22 protein-coding genes are annotated in these 25758 nt (G+C 58.4%); 11 read left to right on the top strand and 11 right to left on the bottom strand.

What is annotated here, in order from left to right:
- Positions 1-190: 190 nt before the first annotated feature.
- The 3 genes from CKW31_RS02590 to CKW31_RS02580 all read right to left on the bottom strand — a co-directional run bounded on the left by CKW31_RS02590 (position 191) and on the right by CKW31_RS02580 (position 4345).
- On the bottom strand, positions 191-2527 hold the full coding sequence (locus tag CKW31_RS02590) for an FdhF/YdeP family oxidoreductase (RefSeq protein WP_095092881.1): 2337 nt from the start codon (positions 2525-2527) through the stop codon (positions 191-193).
- The gene (fdhD, locus tag CKW31_RS02585) at positions 2524-3363 is read right to left on the bottom strand and encodes a formate dehydrogenase accessory sulfurtransferase FdhD (protein WP_095092880.1); all 840 of its coding nucleotides are present in this window, start codon (positions 3361-3363) and stop codon (positions 2524-2526) included. The genes CKW31_RS02590 and fdhD overlap by 4 nt, the downstream gene beginning before the upstream one ends.
- 94 nt (positions 3364-3457) lie before the next feature.
- A complete protein-coding gene (locus tag CKW31_RS02580; RefSeq protein WP_095092879.1) occupies positions 3458-4345 on the bottom strand; it encodes a LysR family transcriptional regulator in 888 nt (295 codons plus the stop codon).
- Between the two features lie 150 nt (positions 4346-4495).
- On the opposite strand from CKW31_RS02580, the gene lysM reads away from it, so the two are divergent.
- Positions 4496-4945 (top strand): peptidoglycan-binding protein LysM, encoded by a 450-nt coding sequence (gene lysM / locus CKW31_RS02575; RefSeq protein WP_095092878.1) that lies wholly within the window; start codon positions 4496-4498, stop codon positions 4943-4945.
- Between the two features lie 86 nt (positions 4946-5031).
- Here lysM and yrfG read toward each other — a convergent pair whose 3' ends face one another.
- Positions 5032-5694, bottom strand: coding sequence for a GMP/IMP nucleotidase (yrfG, locus tag CKW31_RS02570; RefSeq protein WP_095092877.1), 663 nt, complete (start codon positions 5692-5694; stop codon positions 5032-5034).
- Between the two features lie 98 nt (positions 5695-5792).
- Between yrfG and nudE the strand changes: the two genes are divergently transcribed.
- On the top strand, positions 5793-6359 hold the full coding sequence (gene nudE, locus CKW31_RS02565; RefSeq protein WP_095092876.1) for an ADP compounds hydrolase NudE: 567 nt from the start codon (positions 5793-5795) through the stop codon (positions 6357-6359).
- Entirely contained in the window at positions 6356-7198 is an 843-nt protein-coding gene (gene cysQ / locus CKW31_RS02560; RefSeq protein WP_095092875.1) for a 3'(2'),5'-bisphosphate nucleotidase CysQ, read from the top strand. The genes nudE and cysQ overlap by 4 nt, the downstream gene beginning before the upstream one ends.
- 241 nt (positions 7199-7439) lie before the next feature.
- On the opposite strand, the gene CKW31_RS02555 is transcribed toward cysQ, so the two are convergent.
- The 7 genes from CKW31_RS02555 to rfbB form a co-directional block, all read right to left on the bottom strand.
- Complete coding sequence (locus CKW31_RS02555; protein ID WP_176469762.1) at positions 7440-7895, bottom strand: thioesterase domain-containing protein; 456 nt, start codon at positions 7893-7895, stop codon at positions 7440-7442.
- Between the two features lie 17 nt (positions 7896-7912).
- Positions 7913-9280: a sigma-54 dependent transcriptional regulator gene (locus CKW31_RS02550; RefSeq protein ID WP_095092873.1), complete on the bottom strand. Its 1368-nt coding sequence runs from the start codon at positions 9278-9280 to the stop codon at positions 7913-7915.
- Complete coding sequence (locus CKW31_RS02545) at positions 9277-11085, bottom strand: ATP-binding protein (RefSeq protein ID WP_176469761.1); 1809 nt, start codon at positions 11083-11085, stop codon at positions 9277-9279. Before CKW31_RS02545 ends, CKW31_RS02550 begins: the two co-directional genes overlap by 4 nt.
- Positions 11086-11273: 188 nt before the next feature.
- Positions 11274-12152 (bottom strand): dTDP-4-dehydrorhamnose reductase, encoded by an 879-nt coding sequence (gene rfbD, locus CKW31_RS02540; RefSeq protein ID WP_095092871.1) that lies wholly within the window; start codon positions 12150-12152, stop codon positions 11274-11276.
- Positions 12149-12697 carry a dTDP-4-dehydrorhamnose 3,5-epimerase gene (rfbC, locus tag CKW31_RS02535; protein WP_095092870.1) on the bottom strand — a complete coding sequence of 183 codons (549 nt, stop codon included), beginning with the start codon at positions 12695-12697 and terminating at the stop codon, positions 12149-12151. Before rfbC ends, rfbD begins: the two co-directional genes overlap by 4 nt.
- A complete protein-coding gene (gene rfbA / locus CKW31_RS02530) occupies positions 12694-13569 on the bottom strand; it encodes a glucose-1-phosphate thymidylyltransferase RfbA (protein ID WP_095092869.1) in 876 nt (291 codons plus the stop codon). Before rfbA ends, rfbC begins: the two co-directional genes overlap by 4 nt.
- Entirely contained in the window at positions 13566-14648 is a 1083-nt protein-coding gene (gene rfbB / locus CKW31_RS02525) for a dTDP-glucose 4,6-dehydratase (protein ID WP_095092868.1), read from the bottom strand. Before rfbB ends, rfbA begins: the two co-directional genes overlap by 4 nt.
- 254 nt (positions 14649-14902) lie before the next feature.
- Here rfbB and CKW31_RS02520 point away from each other — a divergent pair, with 254 nt between their 5' ends.
- The 8 genes from CKW31_RS02520 to CKW31_RS02485 all read left to right on the top strand — a co-directional run bounded on the left by CKW31_RS02520 (position 14903) and on the right by CKW31_RS02485 (position 25757).
- Positions 14903-17815 carry an aminotransferase gene (locus CKW31_RS02520; protein ID WP_095092867.1) on the top strand — a complete coding sequence of 971 codons (2913 nt, stop codon included), beginning with the start codon at positions 14903-14905 and terminating at the stop codon, positions 17813-17815.
- Positions 17816-18138: 323 nt separating this feature from the next.
- The gene (gene aguA / locus CKW31_RS02515) at positions 18139-19245 is read left to right on the top strand and encodes an agmatine deiminase (RefSeq protein ID WP_095092866.1); all 1107 of its coding nucleotides are present in this window, start codon (positions 18139-18141) and stop codon (positions 19243-19245) included.
- Between the two features lie 210 nt (positions 19246-19455).
- Positions 19456-19656 (top strand): hypothetical protein, encoded by a 201-nt coding sequence (locus tag CKW31_RS02510; RefSeq protein WP_095092865.1) that lies wholly within the window; start codon positions 19456-19458, stop codon positions 19654-19656.
- Positions 19657-19902: 246 nt separating this feature from the next.
- Positions 19903-21189 carry an OprD family porin gene (locus CKW31_RS02505; protein WP_095092864.1) on the top strand — a complete coding sequence of 429 codons (1287 nt, stop codon included), beginning with the start codon at positions 19903-19905 and terminating at the stop codon, positions 21187-21189.
- Positions 21190-21313: 124 nt separating this feature from the next.
- Positions 21314-22090 carry a helix-turn-helix domain-containing protein gene (locus tag CKW31_RS02500; protein ID WP_095092863.1) on the top strand — a complete coding sequence of 259 codons (777 nt, stop codon included), beginning with the start codon at positions 21314-21316 and terminating at the stop codon, positions 22088-22090.
- A 247-nt stretch (positions 22091-22337) separates the two neighbouring features.
- Positions 22338-22511 carry a DUF1427 family protein gene (locus CKW31_RS02495; protein WP_095092862.1) on the top strand — a complete coding sequence of 58 codons (174 nt, stop codon included), beginning with the start codon at positions 22338-22340 and terminating at the stop codon, positions 22509-22511.
- A gap of 30 nt (positions 22512-22541) precedes the next feature.
- Entirely contained in the window at positions 22542-23501 is a 960-nt protein-coding gene (locus tag CKW31_RS02490; protein WP_095092861.1) for a zinc-binding alcohol dehydrogenase family protein, read from the top strand.
- Positions 23502-24035: 534 nt separating this feature from the next.
- A complete protein-coding gene (locus CKW31_RS02485; RefSeq protein ID WP_095092860.1) occupies positions 24036-25757 on the top strand; it encodes a ShlB/FhaC/HecB family hemolysin secretion/activation protein in 1722 nt (573 codons plus the stop codon).
- The last annotated feature ends 1 nt before the right edge of the window (position 25758 follow it).

Here is a 25758-nt window from a genome sequence, read left to right as displayed (position 1 = left end):
AAAACCCTTTTACCAACGCTTGGTCGCCAATGGTAAACCCAAGAAAGTGGCCCTCGTGGCCGCTGCTCGTAAACTGGTTACCATGCTCAACGCAAGGATGCGCGAAGCCTTGCAGGCTGGCGCGCATTTGGCTTGAGAACACAGTTGCTACAGAGGTAGTGTGTTCCTCTGGGATCAAGCTAAATCCTGATCAAACAATCCGTGCCGACTCAGCCGCACGCTCCAGTTTGATCGCCACGAACTTCGAGGTTGGCGTGCTGCTGCCATCGCCGACGCTTTCCAGCGGTACCAGTGGGTTGACCTCTGGGTAGTAAGCAGCAGCCTGGCCAGCCGGGATATCGAAAGCCAGCAAGGTGAAGTTCTTCACGCGGCGCTCGCGGCCATCGCCCCAGATCGAAATCAGGTCAACCTTCTGCCCTGGCTGGTAGCCCAGGCGGATGATGTCGGCTTCGTTGACGAATACCACATCACGCTGACCTTTCACGCCGCGATAACGGTCGTCCAGGCCATAAATAGTGGTGTTGTACTGATCGTGGGAGCGCATGGACTGCATGATCAGGTCAGGTTCCTGACCGGTGGAGCGTACGCTGGCGTGCACCAGATCCAGCGGCAGCATGTTGGGTTTGAAGTTGGCGCGCTCGGTTGCAGTGTTCCAGCGACGAGCACCGGCCGCGTTGCCCAGGTAGAAGCCGCCCGGGTGTTCCAGGCGCTGGTTGAAGTCTTTGAAGCCCGGAATGGTGTCGGCAATCAGCTCGCGGATGCGGTTGTAATCTTCCACCAGCCACAGCCAGTCCACCGGTTGCTTGCCCAGTGTCGCGTTGGCAATGCCCGCGAGGATTGCAGGCTCGGAACGCATATGGCGCGACGAGGGCTGCAACTGGCCATTGGAAGCGTGAACCATGCTGAACGAGTCTTCCACGGTCACCGCTTGTGGACCGTTGGCCTGCATGTCGATGTCGGTACGACCGAAGCACGGCAGGATCAACGCTTCTTTACCGTGGCTCAGGTGGCTGCGGTTGAGTTTGGTACTGATCTGCACGGTCAGGTCGCAGTTGCTGAGAGCCGCAACGGTACGGGCGCTGTCTGGCGTCGCCTGGGCGAAGTTACCGCCCAGCGCGATGAAGACTTTGGCGCGACCTTCGGCCATGGCGTGGATGGCTTCAACCACGTTGTGACCGTTTTCACGCGGGACTTTGAACTGGAAGCGACGCTCCAGCGCATCAAGGAAAAACGCCGGTGGACGCTCATTGATGCCCATGGTGCGGTCGCCCTGCACGTTACTGTGACCGCGCACCGGGCACAGGCCAGCGCCTGGGCGGCCGATGTTGCCGCGCAGCAGCATCAGGTTGGCGATTTCCTGAATGGTCGCCACCGAGTGGCGGTGTTGGGTGATACCCATCGCCCAGCACATGATGACGTTCTTGCCCTTGAGGTACATGCGTGCGGATTTTTCGATATCCACCAGCGTCAGGCCAGACTGCTCGACGATCTTGTCCCATGGGGTGTCGTCGATAGTCGCCAGGTAGTCGAGCACGCCATGGGTGTGTTCGTTCAGGAAGGCGTGGTCGAACACCGACGGCTCATTGGCCGCCTGCGCGTCGCGCTCCCATTGCAGCAGGAACTTGGCCATGCCACGCAACAGTGCCATGTCGCCACCCAGTGCCGGGCGGAAATAGGCGGTGTTGGTTGGGCGGTCACCGTTGGTGAGCATCTCGATCGGGTGTTGTGGATGCTGGAAGCGCTCCAGACCACGCTCTTTAAGCGGGTTGACGCACACCACCTGAGCGCCGCGTTGAACCGCTTCACGCAACGGCTCAAGCATGCGCGGGTGGTTGGTGCCAGGGTTCTGGCCCCAAACGAAAATCGCATCGGCGTGTTCGAAGTCGTCGAAGGTCACGGTGCCTTTACCGACGCCAACGCTTTGCGACAATGCAACACCGCTGGCTTCGTGGCACATGTTAGAGCAGTCAGGGAAGTTGTTGGTCCCATAGGCGCGAACGAACAGTTGGTACAAATAAGCGGCTTCGTTGCTGGCCCGGCCCGAAGTGTAGAACTCGGCCATGTTCGGGTTCGGCAATGCTTTGAGGTGCTTGGCGATCAGCGCAAAGGAGTCGTCCCAGCTGATCGGCTTGTAGCGATCGGTTTCGGCGTCATAGACCATGGGCTCGGTCAGGCGGCCTTGGTATTCGAGCCAGTAGTCGCTCTGCTCGCGCAGGGCGCTGACGCTGTAGCGGGCAAAGAAGGACGGGTCGACACGACGCTTGGTCGCTTCCCAGTTCACCGCTTTAGCGCCGTTTTCGCAGAACTTGACCATGCCGCTTTCTGGCGAATCACCCCATGCGCAACCAGGGCAGTCAAAGCCGCCGTTCTGATTGGTCTTGAGCATCATGCGCAGGTTTTTCAGTGCGTTGTCGCTGGTCAGCCATGCATGAGTCACACTGATCAGTGCGCCCCAGCCACCGGCGGCACCTTTGTAGGGCTTGTAGCGCGGGACTGGTTTTTGGTCGGCTTCTTTATGCAGGCTCATGCTTGATTCTCCATCACGGGACTATAAACCCGCGGCGCACTGTGTTGCGGCAGGTGAATTAGGTTCAGGTTATGACGACGTGCCCATTGCAAGGCCAGGCCGGTAGGCGAGGACAAGCTGACCAGCGTCTGAATGCCAGCGCGCAGGACTTTCTGGATCAACTCCAGACTGCAACGACTGGTGACGATGGCAAGGCCGCCGATTATTGGAATTTCCTGGCGCACCAGGGCGCCGATCAACTTATCGAGGGCGTTGTGTCGACCGATATCTTCCCGGCCCAGCAGCAATTGCCCTTGGTTATTCATGAAAACTGCGGCATGCACCGCACCGCAATGGCGACCCAATGGCTGGAATTCACCAATGCGCTGACGCAAGCCTTCAAGCCATTCGATAGGCGGTAGAGGCGCGCCCGGCAAGACATTCAGTTCAGGCAGCGCCTGTTCAACAGCTTCCACTCCGCACAGACCACAACCGCTGGTCCCCGCCATCTGTCGGCGCTGCTGCTTGAGATCCCAGAAGGCGCGGCTGGCGATTTCGACTTCGGCCTGCTGCGCAGAACCGCAGCCGCTGAGCTTGATGTCGTAGATTTCATCGGGCGAAGCGATGATGCCGCTGCCCAGGCTGAAGCCCACGACAAAGTCTTCAAGGTCGTTCGGGGTGACCAGCATGACCGCCTGGCTGATGCCGTTAAAGGCGATGGCCAGCGCGACTTCTTCAGCGAGATCGGCAGGCGCCGACACATCGCGGTCGAGGTTCGAATAGCTGTATGACTGGCTTGCGGCGGGCGCGGGCGATGGTTCTGCGGGCGCCGTACTGGCCGTTCGCTTGGCGTGCATGGGAACGTACCGGCAGAGTGATATCGCACAAGACTAGGCGTCTTGTCAGATATCGTCTAATCGCTAGTTCCAATGCACTGATAGATGACGTCGATCAATGTTTTTCCATGAGCTTCTGATACAGCGCAAAACACGCTTCAGCCAGCACCGAGCGAGGTGCGCTACGCCGCATGATCATGCCCAGACGAGCCATGGTGCGGGCGTCGTCGATGGGCTGCAGACGCAGATCTTCAGTCAGGTTAACCAGCTCGCCTTCCAGCGGCATGATCGCGCAGCAGAAGCCGCCATGCACGGCCTGAAGTAACTGATGAACGGCATCAGTCTGCAGCATCGGAATGAACTGCAGGCCGCGGCTGTGGAAGTTGTGATCGATGGACTGCCGGAAATGCATGCCGCTGGTCAACAAGCCCAGGGGCAGCTCAATCAAATCCGCCCAGGTCAATGGGTGCTCGCCGAAACTGAAGTGGCGATGATCGTAAAGCAGTCCCATGCGGGTTTCGGCCAGGGTCAGGGAGTCGAAACGTTCGCTGTCCAGATGCTCCATGTAGGAAACGCCCAGATCAATGCGATTGCTCGCTAATTGTTCCAGAATCTGCTCGGAGCTGAGGGCCGACAGTTCGAAGCGCAGGTTGGGGTGGCTTTCGTGCAGCAACCGCAATAGCGGCAGCGGATCGAAGCTCGACAACGGCACTACGCCCATCCGCAGCGTACCGACCAGATGGCCGCGACACGCAGCTGCTTCGGCCTGCAAGCCGTCATAAGCCGCCAATACCGTGCGTGCCCAAGCCAGCACGCGCTCGCCCGGGGCGGTAAAACCCTCGAAGCGCTGTCCGCGAACGACCAGTGGCAGCTCAAGCTCTTCTTCCAGATTGCGCAGGCGCATCGACAGGGTCGGCTGGGTGATATTGCAACGTGCGGCAGCCTGGCCGAAGTGCCTCGTCTCATCGAGGGCGATCAGGAATTTGAGTTGTTTGATGTCCATATTCGCTCCATTGGTACTGCAAGCGCGTAATTCTAGCCTGTAGAGGTGTCGGATGGGCGGTCGGCTGCCGGTCGGATGACCGTTTTCCATGACCTGTTACGACTAACCTTGTGTGTTGGGCATGACAATAACAATCAAGGAGAACCGCACATGAGCATTTTCAGTTTCTTGAAAGAAGCCGGGGAGAAGATCCTCGATGCAATTACACCCGGTGATGCCAACGCCTCGAATGAAGCGCTCAAAAAGCACATATCAGAAGTAGGGCTCGGCAATCCCGACATTCAGACCACCGTGGAAGGCAGTACGGTGACGGTCACTGGCGAAGCCGCCAGCCAGGAAGAGAAGGAAAAAATCCTGCTGACACTGGGTAATATCAGCGGTGTAGAAAAGGTCGATGACCAGATGACTGTTGCAGCCGGTGCCGCGCCTGTGACTGCCGCGAAGTTCGTGACGGTAGAGAAGGGGGACACGTTGAGCGCCATTTCCAAACGGGTGTACAACGACCCGAACAAGTACCAGAAAATCTTCGACGCCAACAAACCGATGCTCAAGGATGTGAACAAAATCTATCCGGGGCAGGTGTTACGTATTCCGGATTAGCGAAGATCGCTGTAGGAGCTGCCGAAGGCTGCGAATGGATTCGCTGACACGCCCGGATCTCAGTCTTCGGCAGTTCCTACATATTTTTAGAGCCCCTCAATCAACTCCCGATAATCCTTCACCGCCGCGAACTCTTCGGTGTCTTTCGGTCCTTTCTGGCTGTTCGGTTCGCTGACTGCCAGTAGATGGCCGATGCCGAAAGTGCGGGCGCTACGCAGGATGGGCAGGGTGTCGTCGATAAACAGGCTGCGCGATGGATCAAATACGATGTCAGCCTGCAGCGCGTCCCAGAAGTGCGGGCTTTCCTTGGGGAAACCATAGTCATGGGAGCTGATCAGGCGTTCGAAATACGGGGCCAGTTCGATGCGCTCCATTTTCAGTGACAACGAATCCCGGTGCGCATTGGTGATCATGATCACCCGCTTGCCTGCCTGCTTGATCGCGGCGAGGAATGTTTCGGCGTCGGGCCGGAGGGCAATCAGATTGGCGGTTTCCAGCTTTAGGTCACGCACTGACAGCTTCAACTCGGCGCTCCAGTAATCCAGGCAATACCAGTTGAGCGTGCCCGCATTTTTCTCAAACAGCGGCTTCATCTCCAGCAGCGCCATCGCCAGGCTGACGCCATGCAGGTCGGCGTAACGCTGCGGCAAATGTTGCAGCCAGAAGTGCTCGTCGTAATAAAGATCCAGCAGGGTGCCGTCCATATCGAGAAGAACGGTATCGATGTCGCGCCAGGGCATGGAAGGCATTCGGGTCTCGCAAGTCATTGATGGTGACGTCAGCATATCCGAGACAGACAATTGGAAAAGCCACGGTATAGTAACCCGTCTACGCAAAGGAGCCTGTCATGCGCCAGAAACCCACCGTACTTGCCCGAGAAATCGTCGCCAGCAGTCGTCTGTTCCGTGTTGAAGAGCTGCACCTGCGATTTGCCAATGGTGTCGAGCGCACTTATGAACGATTGGTGGGGCGTGGCAATGGCTATGGCGCAGTGATGATCGTCGCAATGCTGGATGCCGATCATGTGGTTTTGATCGAAGAATATTGCGGTGGCACCGACGAATACGAGCTCTCTTTGCCCAAGGGGCTCATTGAGCCAGGCGAAGACGTACTGGCCGCCGCCAATCGCGAACTCAAGGAAGAAGCAGGCTATGGCGCACGACAACTGGAACACCTGACCGAGCTTTCCCTGTCACCTGGCTACATGAGCCAGAAAATCCAGGTGGTGCTCGCTTCCGATCTCTATGAGGAGCGTCTGGAAGGTGACGAGCCTGAGCCGATGCGTGTGGATAAAGTGAATTTGCGCGAGCTATCGAGTTTGATCGAACATCCCCAGTTCAGTGAGGGCCGAGCCTTGGCCGCGTTGTATCTGGCGCGTGACTTATTGACCCAGCGTGGATTGTTTTTGCCATGACCGATGTTTTCAACAACCTGCCACACCCGCTTCTGGAACCGGTTATCAAGCTTGTGCGGCTCGCCGGGGAAGTGATCCTGCCGCATTGGCGCGCCAATGTGACCGTCACTTCCAAGGCTGATGACTCGCCTGTGACGGCGGCGGATCTCGCCGCTCATCAGGTACTCGCTGAAGGCTTGCTGGCGCTGGCGCCTGATATTCATGTCCTGTCTGAAGAAGATGCTGATATCCCGCTGAGCGAACGTGCAAAGTGGGAGCGTTGGTGGCTGGTCGATCCGCTGGACGGCACCAAGGAGTTCATCTCTGGCAGCGAAGAGTTCACCGTAAACGTTGCACTGATCGAACATGGCCGGGTGGTATTTGGCGTTGTTTCCATGCCGACCAACAACCGTTGCTACTTTGGTGGTGCTGGTCTGGGGGCGTGGCGCAGCGATGACGATGACCACGTGACGCCGATCACCGTGCGTCAGGAGCCGGGCGCGGGTCATGACTTCACCGTAGTCGCCAGTCGCCGACATACCAGCCCTGAGCAAGAGCGTCTGCTGGCCGGTTTGTCTGCCGCGGTCGGACATCTGCATTTGACCAATATCGGCAGTTCGCTGAAGTTCTGCCTCTTGGCTGAAGGGGCTGCCGATTGCTATCCAAGGCTCGCACTCACGTCGCAGTGGGACACCGCTGCCGCGCAAGGTGTGCTGGAAGGTGCGGGCGGAGAAGTACTCGAACTGTCTGGCGAACCTTTCAGCTACCCGCCCCGTGAGTCGCTGCTCAATCCGTTCTTTTTGGCGCTGCCTGCCGGGGCGCATTGGCGAGAGAGTTTGCTGGAGTTGGCTCGCAGCTAAGGCTCGTGCTTATGCGCTTAGCTACGGTTGGAGTGCGGCGTCCTGTGGGAGATTCTATGTTTGCCCACAAGCACTACGGCCAATCACCACACCGTAGTACCGGCTAAATCCAGTCCTACGGGATTGCGTAGATCCTGTGGGAGCGAGGCTTGCCCGCGATAGGGACACCGCAGATATCAGCACATCGAGTGCAGCCTCATCGCGGGCAAGCCTCGCTCCCACAGACCGCGTTGCATCTCACTCACCGACGCACTACAAACTGCCCGATAAAACGTACCGCTTCCTGATCACTTCCCTGCGCACAAATCCGCGTTGGCAACATCAACCGCGCTCGGCCACGGCGCTGGTAAGTCGTGACAAATCTTTCCCAGACGGCTTCATCCGGCGCATCGCAAATCGCCACAGCATCTTCGCGTACTGGCAGTGGATAGCTGATCTGCCCGTCCTGAATCACGATGTGCCCGCCTCCGATTCCGGCCTCCTGCAGGCGCAAGTGCAGCCACCCCCAGCCCGCGAGCACTGCGCCGCAGTACAAACTGCCGCCGAACACCGTACTTTTGTGATTGATGTTAGGCGCGAGTGGCAGATGCAGGCGCAACTGGTGATCCTGCCAGCTCAAGACTTTCATACCCATCGCCTGAGTGAGCGGGATGTCGTGATGCAGCACCTGTTGCAGTGCGGCGGCCTTTAGTGACATCTCATTGTCCTCGGGTTTCATTCCTGCTCATCCGCGCCGCCGCCGAAGCTCAGTCCGTGTTTGCGCAGTTTGTCGTGCAGGGTTTTACGCGGCAGGCCCAGCGCCTCGGCCAGGCTGCGCACGGAGCTGTGCGGCCGGGTCAGCTCGGCCGCGATCAAGGCACGTTCAAAACTTTCAACCTGCTCACTAAGGCCACCCGTGATGGTGGGAACCACCGGCACTTCATTGCCCTCCAGTGCGAGCTCCAGGCCCAGGGCGAAACGCTCGGCGGCGTTTTGCAGTTCGCGCACGTTGCCTGGCCAGGTATGGCGCAGCAACAGGGCGCGTTGCGCAGGCTGCAGTTCATGTTTGGGCAAACCGTGGCGCATGCTCGCTGCGTCGGCATAGTGCTGGAACAGCATCAGCGCATCTTCGCCACGCTCGCGTAACGGCGGAATTCGTAACGGCGCGACGTTGAGCCGGTAATACAAGTCCGCGCGGAAGCGGCCTTGGTCGGCGGCCTGACGCAGGTCTTCCTTGGTGGCCGCAATCACCCGAATATCCAGAGGGATTTGCTGGTTGCCGCCCAGTCGCTCGACCATGCGCTCTTGCAGCAAGCGCAGCAGTTTGACCTGCACGTCCATGCTCATGCTTTCGATTTCATCGAGGAACAGCGTGCCGCCGTTGGCGAATTCGAACTTGCCGATTCGGCGCTTCTGGGCTCCGGTGAACGCGCCAGGCTCGTGCCCGAAGAGCTCGCTTTCGACCACGGACTCCGCCAGCGCCCCGGCGTTTATTGCAACAAATGGCCCGGTGCGGCGATTGGACAGATCATGCAGTGCTCGCGCCACGACTTCTTTGCCTGCACCGGTTTCGCCGAGAATCAGTACATCGGCTTTGGTCGCGGCCAATGCGCCGATCTGCTGACGCAAACGCAGCATAGGAGCGGATTGCCCGACCAGACGCGCACTCAGTTGTTGGCGATCGCTCAAGGCCAATCGCAGGCTGCGGTTATCCAGTACCAGGCGTCGCAGGGCCAATGCCCGACGCACGCTGTCGAGCAGTGCATCGCTGGCGAAAGGCTTTTCCAGAAAGTCGTAAGCACCGGCGCGCATCGCCTGCACGGCAAGTGGAACATCGCCATGGCCGGTAATCAGCAGGACCGGTAACTCCGGGTCTCTGCCATGCAGGTCGCTCAACAATTCGAGGCCGTCCATGCCGGGCATGCGAATGTCGCTGACCACAACGCCGGGCCAATCATGTTCAATCCTGGCCGCCAGGCCATTGGCTTCCGGCAAGGTCAGGACTTTCAGGCCGGCAAGGTCCAGAGTCTGGCTCAAGGCCTGACGCAAGTGCGGGTCGTCGTCGATCAGCACTACCTGGATCCGGCTGTCGATGGCGGTCATGCAGATAAGTCCTCTGGCGGTTGAAGGTTGACCCCGGATGCGCCGTCTCTCAGACGCAGCGTCAGTAAGGCGCCTCCGGTCGGGTGGTTGTCGAACAGCAACTCGCCGCCCAAAGCGCGCATCAGGGTATCGCAGATCGCCAGGCCGAGCCCAAGACCCTGAGTCCGGGTCTTGGTGGTAAAGAAGGGCTCTCGGGCACGAGCCAGTGCTTCCTGCGTAAAACCGGGGCCGTTGTCCCGAATGAACAGGTTGACGCCCTCTGGCGTCTGCTCGGCACTGATCCATATTTTGCGCGGCGGTCCTTTTTCGGTCAGGGCGTCCAGCGCATTGGCCAGCAGGTTGCCGAGTACCTGGCGCAGCCTCGTCTCACCGGCCTGGACCCATAGAGTAGCGTCAGGCAAGTCGCGAATCAGCTCGACTTCCATGGCCCTGCGTCGCTTTGCCAGCAGCGCCAGGGTGTCGTCCAGCGCAGGTTGCAGGGCGACGCTTTCCGGCGCATGGCGGTCGCGGCGGGCGAAGGCGCGCAGGTGGGCGATGATGGATGCCATGCGGCCCGTCAATTCGCCGATCTGTTTGAGGTTGCCCCGTGCGTCATCCGTGCGCGAATGGTCCAGCAGGATTTCCGCGTTTTCCGCATAACTGCGAATCGCCGCCAAGGGTTGGTTGAGTTCATGGCTGATGCTGGCGGACATGGTGCCCAGCGCCGACAGCTTGCCTGCCTGTACCAGCTCGTCCTGAGCGCGAACCAGTTCCTGTTGCGCCTGCTCGCGCTCAAGTACTTCCTGCCTCAGACGGCTGTTCAAACCTTCCAGATCGCTGGTGCGCTCCACCACTCGAACTTCCAGTTCGCGCCGGGCCTTGGCTTCGAAAGCGATACGATCCAGATAATGCCGACGCCGCTGGATCAGGATGCCAAGCAGCAGCATGACCACCAGTAACGCTGCGCCACCGACGGCAACGACGGTGCGTACCGGGCGATCAATCAACGCACGAGGGGCCAGAATGTTCACGCTCCAGCCGGTTTCTTCGATCTCCTGGCTTTGGGTCAACCAGGCGTTTTCATCGAGCAACAGCGGACGTGGATCGCGGGTCGGGTAGGGCTGGATCGCTACAATGGCTTGTTTTTCTTCTTCGCTCAGAGCACGGGTCGAGCGAAAGCGCCATTCAGGCCTTGAGGTGAGGACGACAACCCCGTTGTGGTCGGTGAGCAGCAGCTGCTCAGGGGTTTTACCCCACAGGTTTTCGGTGTGGTCCAGATCAATCTTGACCACCAGCACACCAATCACTTTGCCACTGTCACGCACCGCGGAGGCGAAGAAGTAACCGCGTTTTGCCGAGGTGGTGCCAAGGCCGAAAAAGCGCCCCAGGTTACCTGCCATGGCGTCGCTGAAATACGGGCGAAACGCGAAATTGCGGCCGACAAAACTGTCGCGCTTGTCCCAGTTGGACGCGGCAATCGTCGTGCCGTCTGCGTTCATCAGGTACATGACTTCCGCCCCGGTCTGGCGAACGATGGTTTGCAGCAAATGGTTGGCAGCCTCTTGGGGCGCGCTGCCCTGCGGGGCTTTCAGCGCGGCGGGCAGGTCCGGGAGCTGGCTGAGAATCTGTGGCAGGGTTTCATAGCGATGCAGCGTACCCAGCAGGTTGGCGACGTAGAGGTCCAGCGTCTGCCGGTTCTGGCTGACCAGTTCGTTACGGTAATAACGCTCGGCCAGATGCTCCAGCGGCCACAGCAGCGGCGCCAGGCACAGAGCAAGTAGCGCGAGGCTGCGCCAGCGCGGGCGGGGTGGGAGGGTGGCGTTCATGGTCATTGTTGAACTGCGCTAAGGGTCGGCTTTTCTGTAGAAGATATCGCAGTATCACGGACATTAAACCTGTAGGAGTGCACGAGCACCGCGAGGCTGCGATAGCGGTGTATCAGACAGGACGCCATCGCGGCCTCGCGGTGCTCGTGCGCTCCTACAGTTCCGGTAAGGTCCCGAATAATGCAGAACTACTGCTCAGCCAGGCACTCCAGTAACGCGCTGTGCCAGTCCGGCTGTTGCACGCCCCATTCGCGTTGGAGGAGGCTGCAGTCGAGTCGCGAGTTGAGCGGGCGAGCGGCGGGTGTCGGGTAGGCACTGGACGGAATCGCTTCCAGTGCTGCGCACTTTTTACCTTGCACGCTTAGCTGCTCGGCAATGGCCTGAGTGAAACCAAACCATGAAGTTTCGCCGCTGGCGGTCAGGTGATACGTGCCCCAGGCGCCTGGTTTCCCGTCACGCCAGTGTTCGATCAACTGGCGCGTACTTTGCGCAATGGTCCCGGCCCACGTGGGCGCACCCACCTGATCGGACACGACGTTCAGCGAATCACGCTCTTGCAGCAGCCGCTGCATGGTCAGCAGAAAGTTACGTCCCGTGTTGGAGTAAACCCAACTGGTGCGCAAGATCAAATACTGCCCGCCGACATACTCGATAGCCTGTTCCCCGGCCCACTTGCTGGCGCCATAAACGCCTAAAGGTGAGGGCTTGTCCTGCTCGGTCCAGGGTGTGGCTCTGCTGCCGTCGAACACGTAGTCCGTTGAGTAATGAATCAGCGGGATGCCCAGCTCTTTCGCCTGATCGGCAAGCATTCCGACGGCGATTGCGTTAACGGCAAGCGCTGTTTTCTGGTCAGTCTCGGCTTGGTCCACTGCGGTATAGGCCGCAGCGTTGATGATCAGGTCTGGCTTTAGATCCTGTATCTGATCGAAATCGGCCATCTGGTCGCTGAGGTCAAGTTTGTCGCGGCCAAGGACAACCAGCTCGCCCAGCCCCGCCAGGGTCTTCTGCAGCGCTTGGGACACCTGGCCGTTCTGGCCGATGATGACGATTCTCAGTGGCTTGCTCATGGAAACAGATCAGCCTCTTTTAATGCTCTGCCGTTTTGATCTTTGGCCGACAGTTGCGGCGTGCCGTCCAATTGCCAGTCGATAGCCAGATCCGGGTCATCCCAGCGGATGCAGCGTTCTGCGGCTGGCGTGTAGTAGTCCGTCGTTTTGTAGAGAAATTCGGCGTAATCGCTGAGCACTACAAACCCATGGGCAAAGCCCGCCGGGATCCATAGTTGCCGGGCGTTTTCCGCAGATAGCCTGACGCTGACCCAGCGGCCGAACGTAGGCGAGCTTTTGCGAATGTCCACTGCAATGTCCAGAACCTCTCCAGCCGTCACGCGTACCAGTTTGCCCTGGGCATTTTCGATCTGGTAATGCAGGCCGCGCAGTACGCCTTTGGCCGAACGGGAGTGATTATCCTGCACGAAGCTCAAGTCACGCAGCCCGGTAGCATCAGCAAAGGCCTTGGCATTGAAGCTTTCGTAGAAGAATCCTCGTTCGTCACCAAATACGCGTGGCTCAAGAATGAGTACTTCGGGGATCTCACTGGCAATTACATTCAACGGTTTTCCCCCGCAAGTTTGAACAGATACTGGCCGTAGCCGGTTTTGCCAAAATACTGAGCGCGTTCCAGCAGGTGTTCACGATCGATCCATTCGTTCTGATAGGCGATCTCTTCAAGACAGGCGACTTTCAGGCCCTGGCGGTGCTCGATGGTCTGCACGTATTGCGAGGCTTCCAGCAGGCTGTCATGCGTACCGGTATCCAGCCAGGCGAAACCTCGACCGAAACGTTCAACGTGCAGGTCGCCGCGCTGCAAGTAGGCGTTGTTGATGTCAGTGATTTCCAGCTCTCCACGGGGCGAAGGCTTCACGTCCTTGGCAATGCGGATGACTTCGTTGTCGTAAAAATACAACCCTGTCACTGCATAGCTGGATTTGGGTGCCTTGGGCTTCTCTTCGATGGACAGCGCCTTACCGTTCTCATCGAAATCAATGACCCCGAAACGCTCTGGATCCTTGACCCAGTACCCGAAGACGGTGGCACCGTTCTTCTGATCCCTGGCAGTTTTGAGCTGTTCGCCGAAGTGCTGCCCGTGGAAGATGTTATCGCCCAGAATCAGGCATACCGAATCATCGCCAATGAACTCCTCGCCAATCAGGAACGCCTGCGCCAGGCCATCCGGGCTGGGTTGTTCGGCGTACTGGATGCGCACGCCAAACTGGCTGCCGTCACCGAGCAGACTGCGGTATTGAGGCAAATCCAGAGGTGTCGAGATGATCAGGATGTCCTGAATGCCAGCCAGCATCAGCACCGAGATCGGGTAGTAGATCATCGGTTTGTCGTAAATGGGCAGCAGTTGCTTGGAAACCCCGAGTGTAATCGGGTGCAAGCGCGTGCCTGAGCCTCCTGCCAGGACGATACCTTTGGTCATGCGATCAGATCCTTTGAATCGGTAAAGCCCAGTCGTTGGCCTTGATAGCTGCCGTCCTGTACGCGGCGGCACCACTCCAGATTGTTCAGGTACCACTGCACGGTTTTGCGCAAACCGGATTCAAAGGTTTCCTCAGGGGTCCAGCCCAGCTCGCGTTCGATCTTGCTGGCATCGATGGCATAGCGCTGGTCGTGACCCGGACGATCCGCCACGTAGGTGATCAGGTCCGCGTAATGGGCGATGCCCTCAGGGCGCGAAGGTGCCAGCTCTTCCAGCAGCGCACAGATGCCTTTGACTACATCGATATTCGTCTGCTCGTTATGGCCGCCAATGTTGTACGTTTCGCCAACAACGCCTTCAGTGACCACTTTGTACAAAGCGCGGGCATGGTCTTCGACAAACAGCCAGTCACGCACTTGAAGGCCGTTGCCATACACCGGCAATGGCTTGCCCGCCAGGGCGTTGAGAATAACCAGCGGGATCAGTTTCTCCGGGAAGTGAAACGGTCCGTAGTTGTTGGAGCAATTGGTCACGACTACCGGCAGTCCGTAAGTCCGCTGCCAGGCCCGAACCAGGTGATCGGATGCAGCCTTGCTGGCTGAATACGGCGAGCTTGGCGCATACGGCGTGGTTTCAGTGAACAGATCATCGACGCCATGCAGGTCGCCATACACTTCATCAGTAGAAATGTGGTGAAAGCGGAACGCCTCGCGCTCGGCTTCCGGCAGCTTCAGCCAGTAACCGCGCACGGCTTCCAGCAGGCTGTAAGTGCCGACGATGTTGGTCTGGATAAACTCGGACGGACCGTCGATGGAGCGGTCAACGTGGGACTCGGCCGCCAGGTGCATGATGGCGTGCGGCTCGAAACGGGCCAGCACTTCGCTGACTTTGGCCTGATCGCAGATGTCAGCCTGTACAAACTCATAGCGGGTATCAGTCGCGATGCCAGCCAGCGACTCGAGATTGCCCGCGTAGGTCAGTTTGTCGAAATTGAGTACTTCGTGATCGGTATTCTTTATCAGATGACGGACCAGCGCCGAGCCAATGAAGCCCGCGCCGCCAGTAACAAGTATTCGCATGAGTTTGCCTTGTGCCTTTCAGGTCTTTAACACGTATGGAGCATAGCTTGTGGGTGCGAAGCGATGCGTGCAAGCACCATCAATCAATAATCGCTCACGAGTTAATGAAAAGAACTGATCATGTGTGCATGGAACGTCATTAAACCGCCGCTTGGCCTGCCTGTCTTTCATGATTTTGTAGTCGGACTCCGGCACACCTATAGTTGCAGTGTTGTAAATTCATTCGCTTTGTATAACAAGACCGGGGTCACTGAATGCCGCTCGCTACGTTGATTCGTCGTTCCAGTCTGCCTTGTCCTGAAGTCAGCGCCGGGCAGGCCATGCAGTTGCTGGAACAGCACTACGGACTAGGCGGCACGCTGAAAGAACTGGGCAGCCAGCAGGATCGTAACTTTCTACTCGATACCGGTGAGCGTCGTTTTGTACTGAAGATCTGCCATGGGGATTACTCTGCGCTGGAGCTGCACGCACAACATGCAGCGTTGGGGCACCTGGCGGATAACGCCCAGGTCAGAGTTCCTGGAGTAAGACTGACTGATTCGGGCGAGCAACTGCTGTCGCTGGAGGTTGGCGGCCATGCGGTGCATGCCCGGTTGCTGGAGTTCATCGACGGGCAGGCTTTAAGTCATCTGAAGCATCTCCCGCTCGATGTTGTAACAGGGCTTGGCGAGCTTTGCGCACACGTTGATCGCTCCCTTGCCAGCCTTGAACATCCGGGGCTGGAGCGAGTGCTGCAGTGGGATCCGCGTCACGCTCAGGCGGTGATCAAGCATCTGTTACCCGTCATTGATAGCGAAGACGAACGCGCGTGCCTTGCACAAGCTGCTGAACAGGCGCAGCGACGTTTGATCCCGTTGATCCCCAAGTTGCCTGTGCAGCCCGTGCACCTGGATATCACCGAGTACAACGTGGTCTGGACGCGAGATGCTCACGTGCATTGGCAATTGCAGGGTTTGATCGACTTCGGTGATCTGGTCAGTACCTGGCGGGTGGCAGATTTATCGGTGACGTGTGCTGCGTTGCTTCACCACTCAGACGGCGATCCGTTGTACATCTTGCCGGCCATTCGCGCTTATCACGCGATCAATCCACTGCAACATGAAGAGCTTCAGGCGTTATGGCCGTTGATCGTCGCCCGCTCCGCAGTATTGGTGCTCAGTAGTGCGCAGCAGGCCGAAGTCGAGCCGGATAATGCCTACATCCAGGCAAATATCGACAGCGAATGGGCCATTTTTGATGTAGCGACGTCAGTGCCGCTGGCCTTGATGGAGGCGGCGATTCTTGCGGCCGTCAATGTCCGTGTTCAGATCACTCCTGCCGTGGATTATCAGCCACTGCTGCCCAGCCTGAGCGGACGAGAGTTTCGGTTGGTGGATCTGGGTGTGCTCAGCGAACACTTTATTGCAGGTAACTGGACGCAGAACGGCATCGACGAACTGTTACTCAAACAAGCCGCGCAGGTCACAGGGCAGTCTGCAAGCCGGTTTGGGGAATATCGGTTGTCTCGCACGGTGATCGATAGCGCCAAGGCGCCCGAGACCTTCGCGTTGCATGTTGAATTGCACCTGACGACAGCCGCCGCGCTGCATGCGCCGTTCAGCGGTACGCTCAGGCTGACCGCCGATACAGCGTTGTTATTGGTGGGCGATCAAATGAGCCTGAAAATCTGGGGCGCAGCGCTGGAGTTGACGCCAGGGGCCAGTGTTGTCGCCGGTGAGGTGATTGGCCACGGTAACGGCTCACTGCTGCTGCAGCTGTGTTCCGCTCCGGACCTCAGCCCTCCACTGTTCACGACCCCTTCCTGGGCTGATGCATGGCAGGCACTGTGCCCTTCACCCGCCGCGCTGTTGGGGTTTGATTGCGACGCACCTTCACTGCCGGATTCCGCTGAACTGCTGGCGCGTCGCGACGCCAGTTTTGCCCGCTCGCAAAAGCATTATTACCAGGCACCGCCGCAGATCGAACGGGGCTGGCGCAACCACCTGATCGACATGCAGGGCCGCTCGTATCTGGACATGCTCAACAACGTTGCCGTGCTGGGGCACGGTCATCCGCGCATGGCCAATGAGGCGGGGCGGCAATGGTCGCTGCTCAATACCAACTCGCGGTTTCATTACGCGGCAGTTGCCGAGTTCTCCGAACGTCTGCTCAAGCTGGCACCGGAAGGCATGGATCGCGTGTTTCTGGTCAACAGCGGCACCGAGGCCAACGATCTCGCGATTCGCCTTGCCTGGACTTACAGCGGCGGGCGCGACATGCTCAGCGTGCTGGAGGCTTACCACGGCTGGTCGGTGGCGACCGATGCAATTTCTACGTCGATTGCCGACAACCCTCAGGCGCTGAGTACCCGTCCGGACTGGGTGCATCCAGTGACGGCGCCAAACACCTATCGCGGCGAGTTTCGGGGTACGGACAGCGCGCCGCAGTATGTACGAAGCGTCGAGCATGTCCTGCAGCAACTGGCGGCACAACAGCGCCAGGTGGCGGGGTTTATTTGTGAGCCGGTGTACGGCAATGCCGGAGGGATTTCTCTACCGCCGGGTTACTTGTCACAGGTTTATCAGAAGGTCAGGGAGCAGGGCGGTGTATGCATCGCCGACGAAGTGCAGGTTGGGTATGGCCGCCTGGGTCAATATTTCTGGGGCTTCGAAGAGCAAGGCGTCGTGCCGGACATCATTACAATGGCCAAGGGCATGGGTAATGGTCATCCATTGGGTGCCGTGATTACCCGCCGCGAAATTGCCGAGGCGCTGGAGGCCGAGGGGTATTTCTTCTCATCCGCGGGCGGCAGTCCGGTCAGTTGCCGGATCGGCATGGCGGTGCTGGATGTCATGGAGGAAGAAAAGCTCTGGGAGAATGCTGAAACAGTGGGCGGGCATTTCAAGGCCCGGCTGCAAGCGTTGATCGACATTCATCCACTGGTCGGTGCCGTTCATGGCATGGGTTTTTATCTGGGCGTTGAATTGGTGCGTGATCGCCAGAGCCTGGAGCCTGCGACCGAAGAGACGACTTATCTGTGCGACCGGCTGCGGGATCTGGGCATCTTCATGCAGCCAACCGGCGACTATTTGAACATTCTGAAAATCAAACCACCGATGTGCACGACCCGCCAGAGCGTGGACTTTTTTGTGGATAGCGTGTCGAAGGTGTTGGCTGAGCTGGAGTGAATGCTCATATGGCACGGTATCCATGGCGCCGCGGTGTCTCGTATCAAACTCGGTTCCATGTGGGAGCGGTGCTTGCCCGCGATAAGGCTGGATGCAGTTCACTGTAGATCGCGTCCCGCCTTATCGCGGGCAAGCACCGCTCCCACAATGGATCTCATTCAATTCAGCAATTTGGATAGATTGTAATCAGATTTTTATCGGCTAATTTTGTCTTTTTTATTCTCATTCATCATTTATTAGCTTTCAGTACCGATTTTTATCGTCTATAAAGTCGCCAACTATCGATTGTTCGATTCGACGCCTTACTGGAGTCCTGATTACCCATGACCACTCTCAACAGCACGCCACGCGCCGACGGTTTCCATATGCCCGCTGAGTGGGCTCCTCAGACCCAGACGTGGATGGTCTGGCCTGAGCGTCCGGATAACTGGCGTCTGGGTGGCAAGCCGGTCCAGACTGCCCACGTTGCTGTTGCCAAGGCCATCGCGCGCTTCGAGCCAGTGACCGTTGCGGTTTCGGCTGCCCAGTACGACAACGCGCGTGCCCGCCTGGATGTGCCGAACATCCGTGTCGTGGAAATCAGTAACGACGACGCCTGGGTGCGTGATACCGGGCCAACCTTCGTGATCAACAATCAGGGCGAAGTGCGCGGTGTGGACTGGGACTTCAATGCCTGGGGCGGTTTTGATGGTGGCCTGTACGCCCCGTGGAATCTGGACTCGCAGCTGGCAAGCAAGGTGCTGGAAATCGAAAGATGCCCACGCTATGTGACCCCTGGCTTCGTTCTGGAGGGCGGCTCGATTCATGTCGATGGCGAAGGCACGCTGATCACTACTGAAGAATGTCTGCTCAACCGCAATCGTAACCCGCACCTCTCCCGCGAAGAGATCGAGGCGATCCTCAGCGCCAATCTGGCTGTGGATAAAGTGATCTGGCTGCCTGACGGGCTGTTCAACGACGAAACCGACGGGCATGTCGACAACTTCTGCTGCTACGTGCGACCGGGCGAAGTATTGCTGGCCTGGACCGATGATCCCAAAGACCCCAACTACTCACGTTGTCACGCGGCGTTGGGTATTTTGGAAAACACCCGGGATGCCAAGGGCAGGGCATTCGTCGTTCACAAGATGCCAATCCCGGGTCCTTTGTTCGCCACCGAAGAAGAATGCGCGGGTGTCGATCAGGTGCACGGCAGCCAGGAACGCAACCCATCAGTGCGTCTGGCGGGTTCTTATGTGAACTTCCTGATCGTGAATGGCGGGATCATCGCCCCCAGCTTTGACGACCCGATGGACGGAAAAGCCCTGGAAATACTGCAGCAGCTGTTTCCGGAGCACGAAGTGGTCATGGTTCCGGGCCGCGAATTACTGTTGGGTGGCGGCAATATTCACTGCCTGACCCAGCAACAGCCAGCGCCTCATCGGGCCTGAATTGTGAGGCGCGGTTACATTCGCGTTACATAGTTGGCTCCGTTCTTGCTGTGATCAAGCCCATCCCGGTGATGGGCTTTTTTGTGGGTTACGCTTCCGGCGTCTGCCTTTCTGGATGGGGCGACGGCCAATGTCGAAACGTTTTCCACTTAGCCTTTCTGTCACAAAGGGTCAGTAGATTGAGCCCCTCACGACTTAAGAGGTTGTCCTATGAACGCAGGTCTAGAGCATCGCGCTCGTCATTTGTCTGCTAGTAGCGAAGCGCGCCAGATGATGGCTGACTGGTTAAGGACGACCAGTATGCGCACACCTCAACGCCCGGATGTCAGGCAGATGCTTCTGCAACGTTACCCTGCCGGGCTCTTCAACGAGGCCGAGCTTGAAGCGCTCCTGAGCGTACTCAAGGATTAAGGCCTCGCCAAACGTGGCCCTGCGAGACAGTTATAAGCATAGAAAGTTTCGCAAATTGACAGTTTTATGACCGGCGACTAGGATTCGCGTCCTCCGCCTGTGGCCTTAGCGCCATGTACGTGCATCAGTAGTCCACTGCGATGATTTCGTGCGGGCTTCGCGAATATGACATTCGGGAGCCGCAGACACCCTATGGGTTGTCGCCACAGCGCGTGATCAAATCCGCAGAAAAAAGGACAACTAGAAATGCTTAACAAACGCATCAGTTTGCTTGCACTGGGTCTGATCAGTGCAAGCCAGGTCATGGCTGACAGTCAGGCAGATTCCAAGGGCTTCGTTGAAGACAGCCACCTGAATCTTGCACTGCGCAACGCTTATATCAATCGCGATTACAAAAAGCGCGAGCCGAACTCGGATCGTGCGGAGTGGGGCCAGGCGTTCACGGGCGCATTCACTTCCGGTTTCACCCAAGGCACTGTTGGCGTGGGCGTTGATGCATTCGCGCTCTACGGCATTCGTCTGGACGGCGGCAAAGGCCGCAGTGGCGCGCCGGGCATCGACTTCTTCAAGCAAGGCGACAGCGGTGAAGCTGCTCATGACCTCGCTCGTGCGGGTGCCGCAGTCAAGGCGCGTATCTCCAACACTGTCATCAAGTACGGCGATCAAATGCCAGCGCTGCCAGTGCTGAGCTACGACAACGGCCGTCTGTTGCCAGAAAGCTTCACGGGTACATTGATCACTTCCAAAGAGATCGAGGGTCTGGAAGTCAACGTCGGTCGCTTCACTCAGGAAGCTCGCAAGTCAGCCGAAGGGCGTGACAGCGGCGGCCTGAAAAGCATCAACGTTTACGGTGCCAGCTACAAGTTCACCGACGAGTTCACTGCCGCCCTCTACGCCTCTGACAACGAGGACGTATTCAAGAAGCAGTACGTGAACCTGAACTATGTGTTTGCCTTGGCACCTGACCAGTCGTTGACGTTCGACTTCAACGGCTACAAGACCAAGATGGACAAGAACTTCTCGGCGTCCACTCAGGCGGGCGACCGTGACAACAAGATCTGGAGCCTCGCGGCGACCTGGGCGGTGGGCATTCACTCCTTCACCCTGGCTCACCAACGCAGCACCGGCGAAACCGGCTACAACTACAGCGGTTATCAAAACGACGGCGGCTACGGTGATGGCGGTAACACCATCTACCTGGCCAACTCCTACTGGTCTGACTTCAACGGCAAGGACGAACGCTCGTGGCAAGCCGCCTACGGCATTGACCTGTCCGGTCTGGTTGCCCCGGGTCTAAGCTACAAAGCGGCCTATGTGCGCGGTAGCAATATCGATGACGGCACTGACCGTGGCAATGGCACAGAGCGCGAAATCTTCAGCCAACTGACTTACGTGGTACAGAGCGGCCCGGCCAAGGACTTGTCCCTGCGTCTGCGCAACTCGTTCCTGCGTGTGTCTGATAACGCTAGCGAATACAACGTTAACGGCAACGAAACCCGCATCTTCGTTGACTATCCGATCAACGTTTTCTGATGATCGTGTGAAGGGCGCGCACTGCGTTCCCTGTGGGACCGGCTAAAGCCGGTCCCACCACAATCACTCCCGCGTCCTGACCGGCTACTATGTGCCCCATCCTGATCTGATCCGGTCACCCCTCATGGCCCTCGCTGCACCTCCCGACCTGTCTGATACCGCCGTGCCCGTGCAACCGCTGGCGCGCACCTATCCGCGTGGGCTTTTTATCGAGCCTCATGAGCATGTGTGGGGGCAGGTGCTGTATGCCACCTCCGGGGTGATGTGGGTGGAAACGCCACTGGAAGCGTTGGTCGTGCCGCCACAACGTGCGGTGTGGCTGCCGCCTGGCGTGATACATGGCATTCGCGTAGTCACCGATCTGGAGATGCGCAACATCTACCTGCGTCCGGCCATCGCCGACACGCTGGAAAAAACCGTACAGGTCTTTGAAGTTGGCCGCCTGTTACGCGAACTGATCCTGGGGCTGGTCGATCAGGCCAAGGATCAAGAATCAGACTATTACGACGCGCTGGTCAGTCTGGCGCTTCTGGAGCTGCAACGCGCGAAGCGTTCGGTCCTGAAAATCCCCATGCCTGACAACTCGGACCGACGTCTGCTGAGCCTTTGTCAGGCAGTCATGAGCGAACCGTCGCTGGATATACCGTTCGAGCAACATGCCGAAAATGCTGGAGCCAGCGTACGCACCCTGGCGCGCCTGTTTCAGGGCGCATTAGGAATGGGCTTCGCCGAATGGCGTCGACAGGTGCAACTGGCAACCGCAGTAGCTGAAATCATTCAGGGCGTACCGGTCAGTACCATCGCGCGATCCCTGGGCTATTCGCCCAGCAGCTTCAGCGACATGTTCAAACGCGAGTTGGGTGTGGCGCCTTCGCAGTACGCACATACATCATTGAATTGAAATGCATTCCTGTAGGAGTGAGCTTGCTCGCGATAGCGTCAGTTCAGGCGGTCTTTTCGTCGGCCAGGAAAGCGAATCGCGAGCAAGCTCACTCCTACAGGTGCCCTGCTTGATGCGCGACAGCGCGGTGTCAGGGAAAAAATAGTTTGTGCACTCACCCTGACCGATATTCAGAAGTCCTTGGCCGATAGCTTTTCCGGTCCGCCCCTAAACTGCGTGCATGAGCAATTTATGCACGGGGTTCACCATGAGTTACCTCATTTCCATCGTCATTGGCATCGCCGTAGGCCTGCTTTACGGCGCGCTTGATTTTCGCTCCCCCGCACCGCCCGCTGTCGCACTCGTTGGCCTGACCGGCATGTTGCTGGGCGAAAAGCTGTGGCCGATGGGCAGGCAGCTGATTGCCACCTGGATGTCCTGATCATTTATTTCGTACCCAATGGAGGCTTCGATGAAAGCCCTGCAATTCTCCAGAACCGGCGACCTCGCTGCTCTGCAATACGTCGACCTGCCCACGCCTGTGCCCGCTCAGAATGAAGTGCTGATCGAGGTCAAAGCTGCAGGCCTGAACCCCAGTGACGTGAAAAACGTCCTCGGGCGTTTTCCCTACACCACCTTGCCGCGAGTACCGGGCCGGGATTTTTCGGGCGTGGTCATTGAAGGCCCCCAGGAACTGTTGGGTCGGGAAGTGTGGGGCACCGGTAAAGAACCCGGTTTCTTCCGCGACGGTTCTCACGCGCAGTTTTTGACCTTGCCCGCCAAGGGTGTGGCGCTCAAACCCAAGGCGTTGAACTTCAGTCAGGCGGCTAGCCTGGGGGTGCCTTACACCACGGCGTGGGATGCCTTGCAACGCAGTCTGGTCAACGCCGATACGCGCTTGCTGGTCATCGGGGCCAATGGTGCTGTGGGCAGTGCGGCCTTGGCATTGGGCAGGATTCTCGGCGCGCGCGTACTTGGCGCGGTACGTCGCCCGGAACACATCGCTACGCTGCAAGAGCAAGGCTTCGACGGCATTGTGCTGGGCAAGCCAGAAGAGCTGGCGGAGCAGGTCAACGGTGTTTTCCAGAGCGGCGCCGATGTGATTTTCGACACCACCGGCTTCTGGCTTCCAGCTGCGGTGCCTGCACTGGCAACCTTCGGTCGTATCGCAATCATCGCTGCACCCGTGGACGGCCATGTGCAACTGCCCTCGCTGGCGTTGTACCGCAAAGGGGGTTCGGTAGTCGGGATCAACTCGCTGCTTTACGACTGCCAGGCCTGCGCGAAGATGCTCGACCAGTTCGGTCGATTCTTCGACGAAGGCAGCTTGCCGCTCCCGACAGGTCTGGTCGAGTCGCCGTTGAGCGAAGGCCTGGCGCGGTACGAAGAGGTGAATCAAGGCGCCGGGGAGAAAGTGATTTTGCTGCCCTGAGGCGATTTTGATCTGACTTGTAGGAGATCGCTCTATCCCTGTAGGAGCGCACTCGCACCGCGAGGCCGCGATAGCGGTGTATCAGGCAGTACGCCATCGCTGCCTCGCAGTGCTCGTAAGCTCCTACAGAAAAGTATTTCAAATCAGGTGATTGGTGGACTCCTACCGCGAGCCCGCAAGCTAATGACGTGGCATCGGCTTCAGCCACGAAGAGGTCGTCACATCCACTGAATGTGTCAAACCTGATAAGCCGCCTTCCCGGATAGAGCCGACCCCACGGAATGAATTGCGATTTGCGCGAGATTCCGCCCCTTTTTAGTGACCCCCATCACAAAATTTTCCCCTTGTAGGAACTTTCTTCGAATGAGGGGTCTGTTTCAGCATTGATACACCTTGTTAAATTTGCCAACGATTGCTGGCACTTTGCTGCTATCAGCTGGCATCTAGCCGGTATCTAAGCTTCCACTTCGCGGTTGCTGTTTCTTCTTCCTGCTCGGGCACTTCCCATGCCTGAGACATATCGATGGAATGTTTATGTTTGCCTCCCCACGGACGTGGCTGCATTCGTGCGCCTTATTGTTTGCTATCGGCTCGCCTGTTTTTGGCGCGACTGTGCCGACCCCGGGCGATCAGGACCTGATTCGTGATCGACAGAATCGGCTGATTGAAGAACAGCAACGCCGACTCAAGGAACTCAAGGAGCTGCCAGGTTCCAACGCCGAGCCCGCTAAACCTGCGTCGCCCGACGATGCGCGCTGTTTCCCGATCAAAACCATTGAGCTTCAGGGGGCCGAGCGCCTGAGTGGAGTCGATCGTGATCGGCTGCTCAAGCCTTACATGGACCGCTGCCTGGCCGTGGCTGATTTGAATGAGCTTCTTAAAGCCATTACCAATTACTACCTCGATCAAGGGCTGGTCACCAGTCGTGCGTATCTGCCACAACAGGACCTGTCCAAAGGGCACCTGACTGTATTGGTGGTGGAAGGCAAGCTTGAAAGCCTGAAAGGCGCGCCAGGCAGCACGGTATCCGAGCGCGAACTGGCGATGGCGTTTCCGGGGGCCACAGGTGAGGTCCTGAACTTGCGCGAAATCGAGCAACTGGTGGACCAGCTCAATCGGTTGCCCTCCAAGCAGGCCCAGATGGAGCTGGCGCCAGGTAACGAGGTCGGTGGCAGCGACGTACTGGTGCGCAACGAGCCACAGAAGCCTTGGCGTGCGAGTCTGTCACGCAACAACGACGGGCAGAAAAGTACCGGCGAACAGCAGGTCAATGCCGGGCTTGAGTGGGACAGCCCGCTGGGTATTGCCGACCAGTTGATCGTGCGTGGTGGGCATGATGTGGTCAGTGATCACAAGTCCACCTCCAAAAACGCCATGCTCTATTACAACGTTCCGTATGGCTGGTGGAACTTCAGTTACACCTACAGCCAGAGCGACTATCGCTCACAGGCGCAAGGTGATGGTTTCAGCTTCAAACAGAACGGTGACAGCCAGAACCACCAATTTCTCGCCGAGCGTCTGATCCACCGCGATGCCGTCAGCAAAACCTCAGTCAGTGCCGGGCTGGCTCATTTGCGCACCAACAACTACATCGACGACGCCCGACTTGAGGGCAGCAGCAACCGGATTACGGAAGCGCAATTCGGTATCAACCACGGTCGGCGGATCGGCAACTCGTTCGTCAACCTGGACCTGGGCATGCAGCAGGGCATCGGCGCACTGGATGCACAACAGGATGCTCAGCAACGAGACGAATTGGGCAACCTCACTGCCACTCCGCGCTATCGCAAATACACCGCTACCGCGAGTTATCTGCTGCCGTTCAATTGGTTGGGCGAGTCCTTCAGTTTCAGCAGCCTCGCCACGGGGCAGCGTAGCGAAGACGTGCTGTTCAGCTCGCAGCGCATCAGCGTAGGCGGCAGCTCTTCCGTGCGCGGCTACAAGGATCAATTCCTGTCCGGCTCCAGTGGCGGCTACTGGCGTAACGAGCTGCGCTGGACACGGCCGGTGACGCTGGACTGGCTGCGCCCCGCCTTTAGTCAGTACGGCACCAGCGTCGGTTACGACCAGGGTGTGGTCAGCAACGATCGGTACAGCGGTGGTTTCAACGGCCGCGTATCGAGTAACTCCCTGCAGCTGTTCGCCAGAGGCGAGCACGTCAGCGCCAGCGTGACGTTCGCCCATTCGCTGGAGCGCCCAAGCGTGCTCACCGAGCGCGAAGCGCCGATCTACTTCCAGGTCGACCTGTTTCTCTAAT

The sequence above is a fragment of the Pseudomonas sp. Irchel 3A5 genome, from assembly GCF_900187575.1.
In the GTDB taxonomy this organism is placed as follows: domain Bacteria; phylum Pseudomonadota; class Gammaproteobacteria; order Pseudomonadales; family Pseudomonadaceae; genus Aquipseudomonas; species Aquipseudomonas folii.
This window is presented reverse-complemented; position numbering and strand designations above follow the sequence as displayed.